Here is a 16225-nt window from a genome sequence, read left to right as displayed (position 1 = left end):
GGAATCCGCCGGAATTCCGGCGGATTCCCCCGGCCTCCCCGAAAAAGCAGACCGCGGAATCCCGAAAGGGCCGGACCGCGGAATCCCGGACGTACGGAACGCAAGGAAGAGAAACCATGAAGAACAACCCGTTCGACGACGACAGCGGCACCTTCCTGGTCCTGGTCAACGACGAGGGGCAGCACTGCCTCTGGCCCGAGTTCGCCGTCGTGCCGGCCGGCTGGACCACCGTCCTGCCCGCCGGTCCCCGCGAGGCCGCGCTCGCCCACATCGAGCGCACCTGGACCGACATGCGCCCCGCGTCCCTGATCCGCAACGCCGCCTGAGCACCAGGCCACCCCGAACCCGAGAGGCACCCGCCATGACCGCGAACACCGTGGACGTCACGACCGTCCGGGCCATCATCGTCGACATCCTGGAGCTGGAGGACGACGAGCTCACCGCCACCAGCCTGTTCATCGAGGACCACGGCGCCGACTCCCTGGGCGCCATCGAGATCCTCTCCCGCATCGAGAAGGAGCTCGGCGTCGTCATCCCCCAGGAGGACCTCGTCAAGCTGGTCAACCTGGAGGCCGTCCTCGGCGTCCTCGCCACCGCAGAACGGCGCCAGCCGTGAGCGCCGCCCGCCCCGCCGCGCAGCCGCGCCGCGTCGTCCTCACCGGCTGCGGCGCGCTCTCCAGCATCGGCAACGGGGTCGAGGAGTTCACCGAGGGCCTGAAGGCCGGCCGGGTCGGCACCGGGGACATCGGCGTCTTCGACACCACCGGCTTCCCCAGCACCCGCGGCCACCAGGTCCACGGCTTCGACGCCGCCGCCCGGCTCCACCGGATCCGGCCCGAGGACACCGGCCGGGCCACCCAGTTCGCCGCCGCGGCGGCCCGGATGGCGCTCGACGACGCCGGGCTCGACGAGGAGTGGCTGCGGGCCCGGCGCGGCACCGTCGTCATCGGCACCACCGACGGCGAGGTCGGCGAGCTGGACCTGCTCACCGAGTCCGCGCTCTCCCTCGGCCTCGCCGCCTTCACCGGCACGTCGCTGAGCCGCACCGCCACCGGCGGCCTCGCGCTCGGCGTCGTCCGCGAACTCGCCCTGTCCGACGTGGAGTCGTCCACCGTCGCCACCGCCTGCGCCGCCGGGAACTACGCGATCGGCGCCGGCTTCGACGCCATCCGCACCGGCCGCTCCGCCTGGGCCCTCGTCGGCGGCGCCGACGCCCTCAACCGCAAGACCTTCGCGGGCTTCGCCCGGCTCGGCCTCGTCGCCCCCGACGAGTGCCGCCCCTTCGACACCGGCCGGCTGGGCCTGCTCACCGGCGAGGGCGCGGGCCTGCTCCTCCTGGAGTCCGAGGAGTCCGCGCTCGCCCGGGGCGCGGAGATCTACGCCGAGGTGCTCGGCTACGGCGTCAACTGCGACGCCTCGCACCCCACGGCGCCCGAGCGGGACAGCGTCGCCCGCTGCATCCGGCTCGCCCTGGAGAACGCCTCCGTCAAGCCGGAGGAGGTCGACCTGATCTCCGCGCACGGCACCGGCACCCCCACCAACGACGCCACCGAGATCGCGGCCATCCGCGAGGTCTACGGCGACCGGCCGCCGCGCACCGTCGGCGTCAAGGCGATGATCGGGCACACCATGGGCGCCGCCAGCGCCCTCGGCGCCATCGCCTCGGCGCTCGCCATCCGGCACGGTTTCGTCCCGCCGACGGCCAACCACCGGGCCACCGACCCCGACTGCCCGGTCGACGTCGTGCCGAACGCCTCCGTCCCGGCCGACGTGCGGATCGTGCAGAACAACGGCCTGGCGTTCGGCGGCAACAACGCCGTCGTCCTGCTCGGCCGCCACGACAGCCCCCGAGGGGAGTACGCCCGATGAGTACCGCGGTCATCACCGACTGGTCGGCCGTGTCGCCGTACGGCACGGGCCGCGGCCCGCTCGCCGCCGCGCTGCGCGCCCGCACCGCCGCGCCCGAGTCCGCCGGGCCCGAGGAGTGGACCTCGGACCCGGCGGCGACCGCCCGCGTCGTGCCCGGCTTCGAGGTCCGCGACGCGCTGGGCAAGGCCGGCACCCGCGGCATGGACCGGATCACCGGCCTCACCGCGGTGACCGTCCGGGAACTGCTGGGCGGCGCCGGGCCGGTGGGCGAGGACGACGAGCTGGGCACCGGCCTGGTCCTCGGCGTCGCCTCCGGCAGCGTCCAGGGCTTCATGGAGTTCACCAAGGCGTCCTTGGAGGGCGACAGCCCCATCGACGTGCCGCCGTCGAAGACCCCCAACATGGCGATGAACCGGGCCGCCTCGGCGAGCGCGATCCGGCACCGCCTCAAGGGCCCCAACAGCACCGTGGCGGCCGGCCGGCTCGCCGGTCTCGTCGCGCTCGACCAGGCGCGCCGGCTGCTCGCCGACGGGCGCGCCGAGCGGGTCCTCGCCGGCTCCGCCGAGGAGTACTCGGCGACCCGCGCGCACCTGACGCGCGCGGCGCACGGCGCCGGCACCGTGCTGGGCGAGGGCTGTGTGATGGTCCTCCTCGAATCCGCCGGCACCGCGACCGGCACCCCGCTCGCCGAGGTCCTCGCGGTCCACCACCGGGTCGCGCCGGACGGCGACTTCGCCGGGGCGCTCACGGCCGCCGTCGGCGCGGCGCTCGCCGAGGCGGGCACCGGCCCGGCCGACGTCTGGGCGGCCGTGCCCTCCGAGGCCCCCGGCACCGCCGGGGACCAGGAGCGCCGGGTGCACGGGGAGCTGTTCCCGGCGGAGGCCCGGGGCCGGGCGGCGTCCGTGGCGCTGCTCGGCGAGACGGCGGCGGCGACGGGGGCGTACCAGCTCGCGGCGCTCCTGTCGGAGCCCGGCGCGCCGGGCCGGATCGCGCTGGTCACCGCCGTCGACCCGGACGGCCCGGTGGGCTGCGCCGTGCTGCGGCTGCTGACGGACGGAGCGGCCGGATGAGCGGCGGTACGACGGCGGGCCCCCGGTCCGTCGCGCTGATCAGCGGCGGCTCGCGCGGCATCGGCCGGGCGGTGGCCCTGCGCCTCGCCCGGGACGGGCACGACGTCTCGTTCTGCTACCGGGGCGACGAACGGGCCGCCGCCGAGCTGGAGAAGGAGCTCGACGGCCTCGGCGTCCGGGCGCTCGCCCGGCGGGTCGACGTCTCCGACGCCGCGTCCGTGCGGGCGTGGGTGGAGGAGACCGAGGCGGACTTCGGTCCGGTGGCGGTCGCCGTGACCTCGGCCGGCATCACCCGGGACAAGCCGCTGCTGATGATGGCCGACAGCGACTGGCACGACGTGGTGGACACCAACCTCGACGGCGTCTACCACGTCTGCCGGGCCGTGGTCTTCCCGATGATGAAGCGCCGGGCGGGCAGCATCGTCACCGTCGCCTCCGTGTCCGGCCTGTACGGCAACGCCGGGCAGACCAACTACGCGGCGTCCAAGGCGGGCATCATCGCCTTCTCGCGCTCCCTCGCGAAGGAGGTCGGCCGGCGCGGCATCCGGGTCAACGCGGTCGCCCCCGGCCTCATCGACACCGACATGTCCGCCGCCCTCGGCGAGCAGGTCAGGACGCAGGTCGCCGACCGCACCGCGCTGGGGCGGACCGGGCTCGCCCCGGAGGTCGCCGAGGCCGCCGCCTTCCTGGCCTCGGACCGCGCCTCGTACATCACCGGTGCCGTGCTGCCCGTGGACGGCGGGCTGTGACCGCCGGGGCCGCGGGGCCGGAACCGGCACCGCGCCCCGGCGCCCGCGCACCGCTCCGGGACCTCCCCGGATCCTCCCGAGACCTCCCTCCCCTCCCGCAGGAAAGGCCAGTCGCCCCATGAGTCAGTACGTCGTCCTCATCGCCGACGCGCTCAGCCCGCAGGCCGCGGAGCTCCTCGCCCGGAACCCCTCGGTCGAGGTGCGGCACGTCGACGGCACCGACCGGCCGGCGCTGCTGGCCGCGCTGCCCGGCGCCGACGCGGTCCTGGTGCGCTCCGCGACCCGTATCGACGCCGAGGCCCTGGCGGCGGCGCCGCGGCTGAAGGCGGTGGCGCGGGCCGGGGTCGGCCTGGACAACGTGGACGTCGCGGCGGCCACCGCCGCGGGCGTGCTCGTCGCCAACGCCCCCGCCTCCAACGTCGTCAGCGCCGCCGAGCACGCGGTGGCGCTGCTCCTCGCGCTCGCCCGGCAGGTGCCGCGCGCGGACGCCTCGCTCCGGGAGGGGCGGTGGGCGCGCGCGTCGTTCACGGGCGTGGAGCTCGCGGGCAAGACGGTGGGCGTCCTCGGCCTGGGCCGGATCGGTTCGCTGGTGGCGCGCCGGCTGGCCGCGTTCGACATGGAGGTGGTGGCCCACGACCCGTACGCGGACGAGGAGCACGCCCGCTCCCTGGGCGTGCGGCTGACCGGGCTCGACGAGCTGCTCGCGCGGGCCCGCTTCCTCACCGTGCACCTGCCGCTGACCGCCGCCACGAAGGGGCTGATCGGCGCCGACGCGCTGCGCCGGGTCCGCCCGGACCTGCGGATCGTGAACGCGGCGCGCGGCGGGATCGTCGACGAGGAGGCGCTGTACGCGGCGCTGGTGGAGGGCCGGGTCGCGGGCGCCGCCCTCGACGTGTACGAGCGGGAGCCCTGCACGGACTCCCCGCTGTTCGGGCTGGACAACGTCGTCGTCACCCCGCACCTGGGGGCGAGCACCCCGGAGGCGCAGGAGCGGGCCGGCACCCAGGCCGCCGAGTCGGTGCTGCTGGCGCTCGCCGGGCTGCCGGTGCCGGACGCGGTCAACACCCCGCTCCCGGCCGCCGGACGACCGGCCGCCGGACGACCGGCCGTCGCCGAACCGGCGGTGCCGGTCCGATGACGGCCGGGGACGGCGCCGCGCGCGGGGCGGCCTCAGACGTCGGCGGCCGGTGTGCCGGCCGCCGGTCCGGCGTCGCCGCCGGCGCGCGCGGCGCTGCTCCCCAGCCAGCCGCGCTCCATCGCCAGCGCGCCGGCCTGGTAGCGGCTGCGGGCGCCCAGGCGCGCCATCAGGTCGGCCGTGATGCGGCGGCCCGTGCGCACCGAGACGCCCAGCTTGCGGGCGACGACGTCGTCGGTGTGCCCTTCGAAGAGCAGGTCGAGGACGGCCTGTTCCTGCCGGGTGAGCCCGTGCGTCTCCGACGCCGGGACCCTGCTGTTGCCGAGCGGCTCCGCGCGCGCCCAGGTCTGCCGGAAGAGGGAGACCAGGGCGGTGACGACGCCGGCGCCGCGCAGGATCAGCACGCCGCGGGCGGCGGCCTCCGGGTCGATGGGCACGATGGCGGCCCGCCGGTCGAAGATGATCATGCGGGGCGGGAGCTGGGGCAGCACCCGCACCTCGCCCCCGATGTCGTACAGCCAGCGCGCGTAGTTGAGGGTGGCCGGGTCGTTGCGCACCGAGTCCAGGTAGACGTAGCGGACCCGCACCCCGCGCTCCACCGCGGCCCGGTCCAGCGGGCGGGCGGCCTCCAGGGCCGCCTCGGTCTGGGCGCCGCCCGGGGCGAAGACCTCGACGCTGCTCTCGGCGCTCTGGGCCAGCCGCTCGATCTGCGAGTTGATGGCGTCGAGGCCGGTGTAGCGGCGGACCTCGTCGGTCTGCGCCTCGCTGTCGTCGTCGTACTCGGTGAGCATCTGCGTGATGGCCAGGCGGGTCGAGGCCACGGCCTGCTGGTGCTGGGCGAGTTCCCGCTCCTGCCGCTGGAGGAGGCTGGCCAGGCCGAACTCCGGGTTGACGAGGCGGACTTTGCCGCGCTCCTCGGAGGAGTCCCGCACCAGGGTGAGTTCGGCCAGCCGGTCGAGCGTGTGCCGGGCGCGCTCGACGGTCCATTCGAGCCCCTCGGCGATCTCCGTCACCCCGGCTCTGGGCCGCTTCAGGAGAATGCGGTACACCGCTTCGGCGTCCGCATCCAGACCCAGTTGTCCCATCGTTCGACTCCCCCCGAAGTTCCCCCGACGACCGCGCGAAGTACCCCGCAGCCGTCTCAACTATCTCAGCCCATTTCGAGTCAGGGCAACCTTACTCAGGGGTACACGGGCCGGTTCACTGGATATTCGCGGAGGCGCAACTCATGTACCTGGTGACGACCACCGTTCCCGTCGGAGCGCTGCCCGGCGAGACCCCCCTGATCGACCGGATCCGCCGTACCGCACGGCCGGAGGATCGGCTGGAACACGTCCATGTGCTCCGGTCCGCGGACGGCGCGACGCACCTGACGCTCTTCCTCGGCCATCCCGACAGCAAAGAGACCGAGCTGGCGGCGGCCCGTCTGGTGGCCCGAGCCCTGCCCCCGGCGGCCGGCACGGCGCTCCGCTGGGCCCCCGCCCGGCCGCTCGTGAGCGCCCTGGAGGAACTCGGCGCCGGGGCCGGAAACCGTCGGCCTGACAGGGAGTTGCCAACACAGGACCCTGACAATCGGTAGTGCTGACGTGACTCGTGAGGAGTGTGAGGATCGGATCACCGAGAGGGGCCACCGCCTCCACCGACAGAGAGAAGCGAGGAGATAAGCCGCATGCGCGCCTTCCCCCACACCACCGTGAATCCGGCCACCCGCAGAATCGCCACCGTGCTCCTGGTCGCCCTCGCGGCCGTCACGGCGGCTCCGCAGGCCATGGCCGCGGAGTCCCCCGCGGGCCGGACGATCTCGGACACGGCGAAGACCATCGGGGACGCCACCAAGGAGACCCGCAAGGCCCTCGTCGACCTGCTCACCCCGCTCGGCCACACCTGGGGCAACTGACCATGACGACGCGGACCGAGCCGACCACCGCCGAGCGGGTCACCGACCTGCGCGCCCGCCTCGACCTCGTCGACGCGGAGATCCGGACCCTGGCGGGCCGCCGCCTCGAACTCTCCCGTGAGATCCAGCGCGTCCGGCAGGCCGCCGGCGGCACCCGTACCGATCTCGCCCGCGAGATGCGCGTCATCTCCCCCTACACGGAGGCGTACGGACGGCAGGGCACGGCCATCGCGATGGCCCTGCTGGAGATCTGCCGCGGCACGTCCCACGCCGCCCGCTAGCCCGCCGCACCGCCGCCGGACCCTCCCCCCGGGTCCGCTCCACCGGACCCTCCCCCGGGTCCAGTCCACCGGACCCCTGCCGGGTCCGACCCGCCGGGCTCTCGCCGGGCCTCCCTCCGGGTCCAGCCCGGGTGTCCTCCGCCGGACCCCCTTTTCGGATCCCACCAGGATCCCGCTCGGATCCCCACCCGGATCCCGCTCGGATCCCACCCGGATCCGGTCCGCCGCACCCCCTCCCGGGTCCAGGGGCCCCCGTCGGGCGGCCCGTCGCCGCCCCACCCCCACCCCCGTGCCGCGTCCCCGTGCGGCAGGACCGCGCAGGAGGGCCGATCCCCCCGGCCCTCCTCCCACGAGAGGCTCCGACATGCCTGGTTCCCCCGCCGGCTCCCCCCGTCGGCTCCCCCTCACCGAGGGCCAGGCCGGCATCTGGTACGGCCAGCGGCTGGACGCCTCGAAACTCGCCTACGCCTACACGGAGTCGCTGGAACTCCGGGGCCCCCTCGAACCTCCCCTGCTCCAGGAGGCCGTCCGCCGCACCCTCGCCGAGGCGGACGCGCTGCGCGCCGACTTCGGCGAGGACGACGACGGGCCCTGGCAGCGGATCGGCGCCCGGCCCGTCCCGCCCGTGCCGCTCGTCGACCTCACCGGCGCGCCCGACCCCGGCGAGGCGCTGAAGGCGTGGACGCACGCCCGCGTCCACACCCCGATGGATCCCGCCGAGGGCGAGGTCCAGCGCCACGCGGTGCTCCGCCTCGGCCCCGAACACCACGTGTGGTGCTGGCAGTTGCACCACATCGTCTCCGACGGCGTCGGAACGCTGCTGCTCGTGCGCCGCGCCGCCGAGGTGTACGGCGCGCTGGCCGCCGGCCGCACCCCGCCGCCCTCCCCCTTCGGGCGGCTCGACGCCCTCGTCGAGGAGGACCGCGCCTACCGCGCCTCGCCCGCCTTCGCCGAGGACCGCCGCTACTGGCGCGCCGTCTGCGCGGACCTCGCCGACGTGCCCGGCTTCTCCGACGCCGCCCGGCCCCCGGCGGGCGTCGCGCTCCGCGAGACCTGGTCCGCGGACGGCGGGCTGCGGGAGCGGCTCGCCGCCGCCGCGCGCGACCTCGGCGTGCCGTGGCCGCGCGTGGTGATCGCCGCGTTCGCCGCGTACACCGGCCTGGTCACCGGCGCGCCCGAGGCCGTGCTCGGGCTGCCGGTGTCCAACCGGCGCGGCGCCGCCGCGACCACCCCCGGCATGGTCTCCACCATCGTGCCGCTGCGCGTCCCGTGCGCGCCCGACGACACCTTCCGCACCGTGCTCGGCCGTGCCTGCGCGGCGATCGACGCCGGGCGCGCCCACCGGCGCCACCGCCTGGAGGACCTGCGCCGCGACCGGCGCGCGCGCCACGGCGACGACCGCGTCTTCGGCCCGGTGGCCAACGTCATGTCGCTCGACGCGGACGTGCCGTTCGGCCCCTGCGCGACCCGGCTGCGCAACCACGCGCCCGGCCCCGTCGAGGACTTCATGCTGGGCGCGTACGCGACGCCCCAGGAGCTCACCCTCACCCTCGACGCCAACGCCGCGCTCCACGACCCCGCCGGACTCGCGGACCACCGGCGGCGGTTCGACTCCTTCCTGCGCCGGGTCCTGGCCGCCCCGGACCGTCCGCTCGGCGCCGTCGGCGTCCTCGGCGACGAGGAGCGGCGGGAGCTCGTACGGATCCGTCCGCGCCGCGCCCCGGCCGACGGCCCCGCCACCCTCGTCGACGCCTTCCGCGCGCAGGCCCGCCGCACCCCCGGCGCCACCGCCGTGAGCTGCGGGCCCGACGCCCTGACCTACGCCGAACTGGAGGCGCGCGCCGAGCGGTTGGCGCGCCTGCTGCGGCGGCGCGGCTGCGGCCCGGGGCGGCTGGTCGCCGTCCGGCTGCCGCCCTCCGCCGACCTGGTGGTCGCGCTCCTCGGCGTCCTCGCGTCGGGCGCCGCGTACCTGCCCGTCGACCCGGAGCACCCGCCGGACCGGATCCGGGCCCTGCTCGCCGACGCGCGGCCGGCCCTCCTCCTGGGCGCCGCCGACGGCCCGCCGGTCCCGGACCTGCCCGTCCTCCCCTTCCCCGAGCACGACGACCCCTCCGGCACCCCCGCCGACGACTCCTCCGGCGCCCCCGGCGGGGAGTCCGGCCGCCCGCCCGCGCCGGACGACGCCGCGTACGTCATCCACACCTCGGGCTCCACCGGCCGCCCCAAGGGCGTCGTCGTGCCGCACCGCAACGTCCTCGACCTGTTCGACGCCGCCCGCGAGCTCTTCGACCTCCGGGCCGGCGACGTGTGGTCCCTGGCCCATTCCTTCGCGTTCGACTTCTCCGTCTGGGAGCTGTGGGGCCCGCTCCTGCACGGCGGCCGGCTGGTCGTGGTGCCCCAGGACGTCCGCCGCGCGCCCGACCGCCTCCTGCGGCTCCTCGCCGACGAGGGCGTCACCGTGCTGAGCCGGACGCCCTCCGCGTTCCAGCAGCTGACCGACGCGTACCGGGCCGCCCCGGACGCCCCCCGGCCGCCGCTGCGGTACGTCGTCCTCGGCGGCGAGGCGCTCGACCCGCGACGGCTCGCCGAGTGGTACGCCCTGCACCCCGGCGGCGGTCCCGAGCTGGTCAACATGTACGGGATCACCGAGACCACCGTGCACGCCAGCCACCTGGCGCTCGACCCCTCCCACGCCGCCGCCCGGGGCGGGAGCCCCGTCGGTCGCGCCCTGCCCGGCCTCGGCCTGTACGTCCTCGACGCCCGGCTCCGCCCCGTGCCGCCCGGCGTCACCGGGGAGGTGTACGTCGCCGGCGCCCAGCTGGCCTGCGGCTATCTGGACCGGCCGGGGCTCACCGCCGAGCGCTTCGTCGCCGACCCGTTCGGCCCGCCCGGCACGCGCATGTACCGCTCCGGCGACCTCGCCCGCCGCACCCCCGAGGGGCTCCTGCGGTACGAGGGCCGCGCCGACGACCAGGTGAAGGTCCGGGGCTTCCGGATCGAGCCCGGCGAGGTCGAGGCCGCGCTGCGGGCCCTGCCGTCCGTCGCCGCCTGCCGCGTCGTCGTCCGCGAGGACGCCGTGGGCGACACCGTCCTCGCCGCGTACGTCGTCCCCGCCGGACCGGCCGCCCCCGACCCGGCCGCCCTGCGCCGCGCGCTCGCCCGCCGCCTGCCGGCCCACATGGTGCCCGCCACCGTCACCCCGGTCGACCGCATCCCCCTCACCCCCAACGGCAAGCTCGACCGGCGCGCCCTGCCCGCCCCCACCGCCGCCCCGACCGGCGGCGCCGCCCCGGCCACCCCCGCCGAACGCCTGGTCGCGGACGTCTTCCGGGAGGTCCTCGGCGTCCCGGCGGTCGGCGCCCACGACGACTTCTTCGCCCTGGGCGGCGACTCCTTCAAGGCCGTCCGCGCGGCCCGCCGCCTGGGCCGGGGCACCGACGTCCTCGACGTCTTCCAGCACCCCACCCCCGCCACCCTGTCCCTCCGCCTCCACCGCCCCACCCCTCCGACCTCCCGCATCCTGCGCCTCCTGACACCGCACGGACCGGGGAACGAGCCCGCGGACGGGACGACGTACGAACCGGAGAACGGGACAGCGGGCCAGGCCGGGACCCCTGCGGGAGGCACCCCTACGGGAGACGGCCCCGCCCCGCTCGCCCTCGTCTGCGTCCCCTACGGCGGTGGCACCGCCGCCGCCTACCACCCCCTCGCCGCCGCGCTCGGGCCCGCCGTCGCGACCTGGAGCGCCGCCCTGCCCGGTCACGACCCGACCCGGCCCGGGGAGCCCCTGCTCGGTCTGGAGGAGACCGCCGACCTGATCGCCGAGGAGATCTGCCGGACGCTCGACGGGCCCTTCGCCGTGTACGGCCACTGCGCCGGTACGGCCCTCGCGGTGGCCGTCGCCCGGCGGACCGAGCGCCGGGGCCGCCGCCCCGAGGCCGTGTTCCTCGGCGGCGCGCTGCCCTCCGCCGCCCCGGAGGCGGAGCTGGAGCACGCCCTCGCCCTGTCCGCCGACGGGCTGTACGCGCGCATGAAGGCGCTCGGCGGCTTCGACGGCGTCCTCGACGAGGCCGACCTGCGGACCGTCCTCGCCGTGCTCCGGCACGACATGACGCAGGGCCTGCGCTTCCAGATCGACACCGAACGGAACGACCCGCCGCTCCTGGAGGCCCCCCTCGTCGTCGTCCTCGGCGACGACGACGCCGCCACCCCCGACCACGCGCACGCGTACACCGGCTGGAAGCGGTACGCCGCCCGCGTCGAACTGGCCGAGATCCCCGGCGGCGGCCACTACTTCGTCACCCACCGGCCGCGCGCGCTCGCCGCGGTCGTCACGGACCGCCTCGCCGCGCACCGGCGCCCCGGCGGCCCCGCCGAGGAGCACTGATGTCCCCCACCACGACCGCGCTCGTCACCGGCGGCACCTCCGGTCTCGGCCTCGCCGTCGCCGCCCGGCTGCTGGCCTCCGGCACCGTCCCCGTCCTCCTCGGCCGCGACGAGGAGCGCGGCCGGGCCGCCCTGGAGTCCCTCGACGGCCGGGCCGGCCCGGAGTCCTCCGGCGGCCGGGCGGTCCTGGAGTCCCCCGGCGGCCGGGCCGTCTTCGTCCCGGGCGACGTGACCCGCCCGGACGACGTGACCGCCGCCCTGGACGCCGCGGAGCGGCACGGCACGCTCCGCGCGGTCGTCAACTGCGCCGGGGTGCCGCACGCGGAGCGCGTCGTCGGCCGCTCGGGGCCGCACTCCCTGGACCGGTTCGCCGAGGTCGTCACCGCCAACCTGGTCGGCACCTTCAACGTCGTCCGGCTGGCCGCCGCCCGCATGGCGGCCAACGAGCCCGCCGGCGAGGAGCGCGGCGTCATCGTCAACACCGCCTCCCTCGCCGCCTTCGAGGGCCAGGCCGGGCAGGCCGCGTACGCCGCGTCGAAGGGCGGCGTCGTCGCCATGACGCTGCCCCTGGCCCGCGAACTGGCCGGCTCCCTCATCCGCGTCGTCACCGTCGCCCCCGGCTTCTTCACGACCCCGGCGGTCGCCGCCGTGCCCGCCGCGGCCCGCGCGGAGCTGGACCGCGACCTGGTGCACCCACACCGGTGGGGCGACCCGGACGACTTCGCCGCCCTCGTCGCGCACGTCCTAGACAACCCGATGATCAACGGCGAGACGATCCGCGTCGACGGAGCCGTACGCATGTCGTCCGGCCTGCGGCGGCGCGCGTGAACACACCATCAGGCACCACCCGACACGGGGGAGGCGAGTCAGCCATGACGGGGCCCACCGGCACCGCACCGAAACTCACCGGCACCGGGACCGGCGACACCGGCATCCACACCGGCACCGGGACCGGCGGCAGCACCGGCACCGATCTCCGCACCGGCACCAGGACCGGCGGCGGCGCCGTCACCGGCATCGGCATCCGCGCCGTGGGCGTCTGCCTGCCGCAGCACGAGGTCACCAACGCCCGGCTGGTCGAACGCTTCGACACCACCGACGCCTGGATGCGCGAGCGGCTCGGCATCACCGGCCGGCGGGTCGCCGGCCCCGGCGAGCACACCTCGGACCTCGGGCTCGGCGCCTTCGAGGACGCGTGCAAGCGCGCCGGGGTGGAGCCGTCCGACATCGACCTGCTGATCTGCTGCACGTTCACCCCCGACCACATGGTCCCGGCGGTCGCCGCGCTCATCCTGCGCAAGGCCCAGCTCCGCGGCGTCCCCGGCTTCGACGTGAACGCGGGCGGCTGCGCGGGCGGCCTGTTCGCCCTGGACGTCGGCCACAAGTACCTGGAGTCGGGGCAGTACGAGCGGGTCGCGGTCGTCGTCGCCGACACGGTGGCCCAGCTGAACGACCCCGACGACCGCACCCAGCACGCGATCTTCGGCGACGGCGCCGCCTGCTACCTCCTGGAGCGGTGCGAGGGCAGCCCCGGCATCGGCCCGACGCTGCTCGGCACCGACCCGGAGCGGTACTACACGGCGTACATCGAGCGCGTCGCGGAGGAGGGCCGGCCGAACCGCTTCAGCGGCGCCAACGTGACCCGCATGGACGCCCGCGGCGTCAAGGACTTCGCCCTCACCGTGGTTCCCGGCTTCGTCGACGACGTCCTCGCGGCGGCGGACACCACCCTCGACGCGGTGGACCTGATCGTCACCCACCAGGCCAACCCGGTCCTCGTACGGGAGCTGGTCCGGCACCTCGGACAGCCCGAGGAGAAGACCGTCGTCGTCGCCGACCGGTACGGCAACACCAGCGGCTCCAGCGTCGTCATCGCCCTCGCCGAGGCCGAGCGCACCGGCCGGCTCTCCCCCGGCGACCGGGTCCTCCTGCTCGGCTTCGGCGCCGGCATGAGCTACGGCGGCACCGTCGTCCACTGGTGCGGCGCCGACGCCTTCCCGCGGCGGGAGTGGTGACCGGCCCGCCATGTTCGCCGTCTACGCCGCCGAGCTCGGCCTCCCCGACCCCCTCGACGGCCTGCGCCTCGGGGAGCGCCCGGCCCCCCGGCCCCGCCCCGGCTGGAGCCGCGTCACCGTCCGCGCCGCCGCGCTGAACCACCACGACCTGTGGTCGCTGCGCGGCGTCGGCCTCTCCGCCGACCGCCTCCCCATGATCCTCGGCACCGACGCGGCCGGCGTCGACGAGGACGGCAACGAGGTCGTCGTGCACCCCGTCGTCGGCCTCACCGGCCACGGCCTCGCCCCCGGCGAGGCCCGCTCGATCCTCACCGAGAAGTACCAGGGCACCTTCGCCGAACAGGTCACCGTCCCCACCGCGAACCTCGTCCCCAAACCCCCCGGCCTCTCCTTCGCGGAGGCCGCCTGCCTCCCCACCGCCTGGCTCACCGCCTACCGGATGCTCTTCACCCAGGCCCGCGTCCGCCCCGGCGACTCCGTCCTCGTGCAGGGCTCCGGCGGCGGCGTCGCCACCGCCGCGATCGCCCTCGCCCGCGCCGCCGGCCTCCGCGTCTACGCCACCGGCCGCGACCCCGACCGGCGCGCCCGCGCCCTCGCCCTCGGCGCCACCGACGTCCTGGAACCCGGCGCCCCGCTCCCCCACCCCGTCGACGCCGTCCTGGAGACCGTCGGCGCCGCCACCTGGTCGCACTCGATCCACGCCCTGCGCCGCGGCGGCACCCTCGTCCTCTCCGGCGCCACCTCCGGCGACCGCCCCACCACCACCGAACTCACCCGCATCGCCTCCCACGAACTCACCGTCAGAGGCTCCACCCTCGCCACCGTCCCCGAACTCCGCGCCCTCCTCACCTTCCTCACCACCACCCGCACCCACCCCACCCTCGACCCCACCCTCCCCCTCTCCCAAGCCCCCCAAGGCTTCACCCGCATGACCGAAGGCACCCACTTCGGCAAAATCGTCTTCACCCTCTGACCCCACCCCACCCCGCACGCACCCGGGGAGAGACGGCCTTTCGCCGAACGGGTCACCCCTCGAAGCGGAACGCGTACGGTCGGGTCCCGACCTGCGGACCGGCTGCGGACCGGCCGGGTGTCCCGAGACCGAGAAAGCGCCGCTGGACCGACCTCCGGTGCGTTCGCCGACAACTGATCACTTCCGCAGCCCGAGATGCCGGGCCGCGTCGTACCCATGCCCCGGACGCTGCCCGGCGTCCGGGACTTCAGTCGAGTTCGCAGCCGATGCCATCGCCGTCGAGGTCGAGGCGGTGGGGGTCGGAGGGGCCGACCCAGACGGGACCAGGAAGGTCTGAGCAGTCGACGTCGGGAACACCCGCAGGAGGACCCGGGGGATATGAGCGGTTGGTGTCCTCCGGCACTGTCGGTGCCGCGCTCTCCGGCGTCGGGCTCGCCACGGGCCGTACGTCGGCGCCGACAATCACCCCGTTCCTGACCTCGTACGTGCCCTCGAAGGAACGCACGGTCCCATCCGCCTGCAGGGCGTCGAGCGTGACCGTGACCGCGCCGTCCTGGACATCGACAATGCGAACGGTGTCCTGAACGGTGTCGGCAAATCCTGCCTGGAAGGACTCGTAAGAGCCGCCAAGATTCTTGCCCCCGAGGTCCCACGCTCGTCGGTAGTCGCGCGCATTGACGGCAGCGAAGTACGCCTCGACCGTGGAGGCCGCGTCAGCAGGGGGAGTCGCAGTCGGCTTCGGCGGGATGGAGGGCGGCGTGGGCGTGAAAGTGGAAGTGGGCGTCGGCTCCGCTGTGACGGTCCGGGTCCTCGTGACTGTCGAACCCGTTTCCACCTTCTTCTCCTCGCCGGAGGAGCCACAGCCACTCACCCCGGCGAGTGTCAGCGCCAGGAGAGAGGCGCAACCGGCAGACAGGATGCGGCGCATCGGATCACCTCGCGGAGCGGATCGCACTCACCTCAGTGTGCGCCGCCGGACTCGGCAGCGCCTGCGATCCCTGGTGATTCTTCCGGCCCTGAAGAGGATGGCTTCTTGCTGAGCGGGGGGCTTCGCCATGGACCAGCCCGGCCCGTGGAACGCCGATCGCATCTCCCCGCCGACTCCACCGCGACCGCTCTGTCCGTGGGGCCGTTCACCTCACGAGGACTTACCACCACCGGTAGGATTGGTGCCATGAGCGGTAGCAGGAAGTACTCGATCAGCCTGCCCGAGGACCTCGCCGAGGCCGTACGCGCCCACGTCGGCCCGGGCGGTTTCTCCGCCTACGTCGCCGAGGCACTCGAACAGCGGGTCGCCATGGACAAGCTCCGGGAGATCGTCGCCGACTTCGAGACCGACAACGAAGCTCTCACCCGCGAGGAGATCGAGGCCGCCCGGGCGCTGCTGCGCCACGACCACCGGCAGACCGGTGGGACCGCCGCCTAATGCCTGGCACCCTCCTGCTCGACAGCGAAGGCCTCTCGAAGCTCTACCGCAAGGACCGTACCGTCGTGGCCCTGGTCCAAGCGGCCTCGGAAGAGGGCATCCGCGTCGCCACCAGCGCCATGACCACGCTTGAGGCCGACCACGAGCGCATCCACCCGGCCCGCATCAAGTGGATCCTCTCCCGCGTCGACGTTCACGACGTCACCAAGGAGATCACCGACCGGGCCGCCGTCCTCCTTCGCGCCCATCACCTTCACGGCCACAAGTACGCCATCGACGCCGCTCTCGCCGCCATCGCCCGCAACACCCCCCGGCCGGTCACCGTCCTGACCTCCGACCCCGAGGACCCGACACTCCTGTGCGGCCCTTCCGTCGAGGTCGTCAAGGCCTGACGCGGTCTCGCGCCGATCGGACCTGCCACTCC

General features: G+C 75.4%; 16 protein-coding genes and 1 pseudogene. 15 read left to right on the top strand and 2 right to left on the bottom strand.

The features are described from left to right. Window positions 1–116 precede the first annotated feature (116 nt). From IE219_RS06655 to IE219_RS06630, 6 genes and pseudogenes are all read left to right on the top strand, one after another. Complete coding sequence (locus IE219_RS06655) at window positions 117–326, top strand: MbtH family protein (RefSeq protein WP_189975620.1); 210 nt, start codon at window positions 117–119, stop codon at window positions 324–326. A gap of 35 nt (window positions 327–361) precedes the next feature. Continuing rightward, entirely contained in the window at window positions 362–616 is a 255-nt protein-coding gene (locus IE219_RS06650) for an acyl carrier protein (protein WP_189975619.1), read from the top strand. Next, on the top strand, window positions 613–1869 hold the full coding sequence (locus tag IE219_RS06645) for a beta-ketoacyl-[acyl-carrier-protein] synthase family protein (RefSeq protein ID WP_189975618.1): 1257 nt from the start codon (window positions 613–615) through the stop codon (window positions 1867–1869). The genes IE219_RS06650 and IE219_RS06645 overlap by 4 nt, the downstream gene beginning before the upstream one ends. Beyond that, complete coding sequence (locus IE219_RS06640) at window positions 1866–2939, top strand: beta-ketoacyl synthase N-terminal-like domain-containing protein (RefSeq protein ID WP_189975617.1); 1074 nt, start codon at window positions 1866–1868, stop codon at window positions 2937–2939. The genes IE219_RS06645 and IE219_RS06640 overlap by 4 nt, the downstream gene beginning before the upstream one ends. Then, entirely contained in the window at window positions 2936–3688 is a 753-nt protein-coding gene (gene fabG / locus IE219_RS06635) for a 3-oxoacyl-[acyl-carrier-protein] reductase (RefSeq protein ID WP_189975616.1), read from the top strand. The genes IE219_RS06640 and fabG overlap by 4 nt, the downstream gene beginning before the upstream one ends. A 118-nt stretch (window positions 3689–3806) precedes the next feature. Next, a pseudogene (locus tag IE219_RS06630) lies at window positions 3807–4751 on the top strand (hydroxyacid dehydrogenase); the annotation flags it as partial. A gap of 107 nt (window positions 4752–4858) precedes the next feature. On the opposite strand, the gene IE219_RS32215 reads toward IE219_RS06630, so the two are convergent. Continuing rightward, window positions 4859–5908, bottom strand: coding sequence for a LuxR C-terminal-related transcriptional regulator (locus IE219_RS32215; protein WP_189975614.1), 1050 nt, complete (start codon window positions 5906–5908; stop codon window positions 4859–4861). Between the two features lie 143 nt (window positions 5909–6051). Here IE219_RS32215 and IE219_RS06620 point away from each other — a divergent pair, with 143 nt between their 5' ends. The 7 genes from IE219_RS06620 (at window position 6052) to IE219_RS06590 (ending at window position 14375) form a co-directional block, all read left to right on the top strand. Then, window positions 6052–6402, top strand: coding sequence for a hypothetical protein (locus IE219_RS06620; protein ID WP_189975613.1), 351 nt, complete (start codon window positions 6052–6054; stop codon window positions 6400–6402). Window positions 6403–6492: 90 nt separating this feature from the next. Continuing rightward, the gene (locus IE219_RS06615; protein WP_189975612.1) at window positions 6493–6720 is read left to right on the top strand and encodes a hypothetical protein; all 228 of its coding nucleotides are present in this window, start codon (window positions 6493–6495) and stop codon (window positions 6718–6720) included. A gap of 2 nt (window positions 6721–6722) precedes the next feature. After that, window positions 6723–7001, top strand: a complete 279-nt coding sequence (locus tag IE219_RS06610; RefSeq protein WP_189975611.1) for a chorismate mutase — start codon at window positions 6723–6725, stop codon at window positions 6999–7001. A gap of 364 nt (window positions 7002–7365) precedes the next feature. Then, the gene (locus IE219_RS06605) at window positions 7366–11388 is read left to right on the top strand and encodes a non-ribosomal peptide synthetase (protein WP_189975610.1); all 4023 of its coding nucleotides are present in this window, start codon (window positions 7366–7368) and stop codon (window positions 11386–11388) included. Continuing rightward, entirely contained in the window at window positions 11388–12215 is an 828-nt protein-coding gene (locus IE219_RS06600; protein ID WP_189975609.1) for an SDR family NAD(P)-dependent oxidoreductase, read from the top strand. Before IE219_RS06605 ends, IE219_RS06600 begins: the two co-directional genes overlap by 1 nt. Before the next feature lie 44 nt (window positions 12216–12259). Beyond that, the gene (locus tag IE219_RS06595) at window positions 12260–13402 is read left to right on the top strand and encodes a 3-oxoacyl-ACP synthase III family protein (protein ID WP_189975608.1); all 1143 of its coding nucleotides are present in this window, start codon (window positions 12260–12262) and stop codon (window positions 13400–13402) included. Window positions 13403–13412: 10 nt separating this feature from the next. Further along, entirely contained in the window at window positions 13413–14375 is a 963-nt protein-coding gene (locus IE219_RS06590) for a zinc-binding dehydrogenase (protein ID WP_189975607.1), read from the top strand. Between the two features lie 247 nt (window positions 14376–14622). On the opposite strand, the gene IE219_RS06585 is transcribed toward IE219_RS06590, so the two are convergent. Next, window positions 14623–15303, bottom strand: a complete 681-nt coding sequence (locus tag IE219_RS06585; protein ID WP_189975606.1) for a hypothetical protein — start codon at window positions 15301–15303, stop codon at window positions 14623–14625. Window positions 15304–15549: 246 nt separating this feature from the next. On the opposite strand from IE219_RS06585, the gene IE219_RS06580 reads away from it, so the two are divergent. Together IE219_RS06580 and IE219_RS06575 are read left to right on the top strand one after the other, a co-directional pair. Beyond that, entirely contained in the window at window positions 15550–15801 is a 252-nt protein-coding gene (locus IE219_RS06580; protein WP_189975605.1) for a hypothetical protein, read from the top strand. Then, window positions 15801–16193, top strand: coding sequence for a DNA-binding protein (locus tag IE219_RS06575; protein ID WP_189975604.1), 393 nt, complete (start codon window positions 15801–15803; stop codon window positions 16191–16193). The genes IE219_RS06580 and IE219_RS06575 overlap by 1 nt, the downstream gene beginning before the upstream one ends. Window positions 16194–16225 lie beyond the last annotated feature (32 nt).

It is taken from the genome of Streptomyces termitum, from assembly GCF_014650175.1.
In the GTDB taxonomy this organism is placed as follows: domain Bacteria; phylum Actinomycetota; class Actinomycetes; order Streptomycetales; family Streptomycetaceae; genus Streptomyces; species Streptomyces termitum.
The sequence above is the reverse complement of the archived record's forward strand: the minus strand, read 5'-3'. Positions and strand labels throughout refer to the sequence as shown.

Excerpts from the sequence above, each read along its gene's own strand:
- IE219_RS06655 (WP_189975620.1), top strand. The coding sequence starts at position 117 with ATGAAGAACAACCCGTTCGACGACGACAGCGGCACCTTCCTGGTCCTG.
- IE219_RS06650 (WP_189975619.1), top strand. The coding sequence starts at position 362 with ATGACCGCGAACACCGTGGACGTCACGACCGTCCGGGCCATCATCGTC.
- IE219_RS06640 (WP_189975617.1), top strand. The coding sequence starts at position 1,866 with ATGAGTACCGCGGTCATCACCGACTGGTCGGCCGTGTCGCCGTACGGC.
- fabG (WP_189975616.1), top strand. The coding sequence starts at position 2,936 with ATGAGCGGCGGTACGACGGCGGGCCCCCGGTCCGTCGCGCTGATCAGC.
- IE219_RS32215 (WP_189975614.1), bottom strand. The coding sequence starts at position 5,908 with ATGGGACAACTGGGTCTGGATGCGGACGCCGAAGCGGTGTACCGCATT.
- IE219_RS06620 (WP_189975613.1), top strand. The coding sequence starts at position 6,052 with ATGTACCTGGTGACGACCACCGTTCCCGTCGGAGCGCTGCCCGGCGAG.
- IE219_RS06615 (WP_189975612.1), top strand. The coding sequence starts at position 6,493 with ATGCGCGCCTTCCCCCACACCACCGTGAATCCGGCCACCCGCAGAATC.
- IE219_RS06610 (WP_189975611.1), top strand. The coding sequence starts at position 6,723 with ATGACGACGCGGACCGAGCCGACCACCGCCGAGCGGGTCACCGACCTG.
- IE219_RS06605 (WP_189975610.1), top strand. The coding sequence starts at position 7,366 with ATGCCTGGTTCCCCCGCCGGCTCCCCCCGTCGGCTCCCCCTCACCGAG.
- IE219_RS06600 (WP_189975609.1), top strand. The coding sequence starts at position 11,388 with ATGTCCCCCACCACGACCGCGCTCGTCACCGGCGGCACCTCCGGTCTC.
- IE219_RS06595 (WP_189975608.1), top strand. The coding sequence starts at position 12,260 with ATGACGGGGCCCACCGGCACCGCACCGAAACTCACCGGCACCGGGACC.
- IE219_RS06590 (WP_189975607.1), top strand. The coding sequence starts at position 13,413 with ATGTTCGCCGTCTACGCCGCCGAGCTCGGCCTCCCCGACCCCCTCGAC.
- IE219_RS06585 (WP_189975606.1), bottom strand. The coding sequence starts at position 15,303 with ATGCGCCGCATCCTGTCTGCCGGTTGCGCCTCTCTCCTGGCGCTGACA.
- IE219_RS06580 (WP_189975605.1), top strand. The coding sequence starts at position 15,550 with ATGAGCGGTAGCAGGAAGTACTCGATCAGCCTGCCCGAGGACCTCGCC.
- IE219_RS06575 (WP_189975604.1), top strand. The coding sequence starts at position 15,801 with ATGCCTGGCACCCTCCTGCTCGACAGCGAAGGCCTCTCGAAGCTCTAC.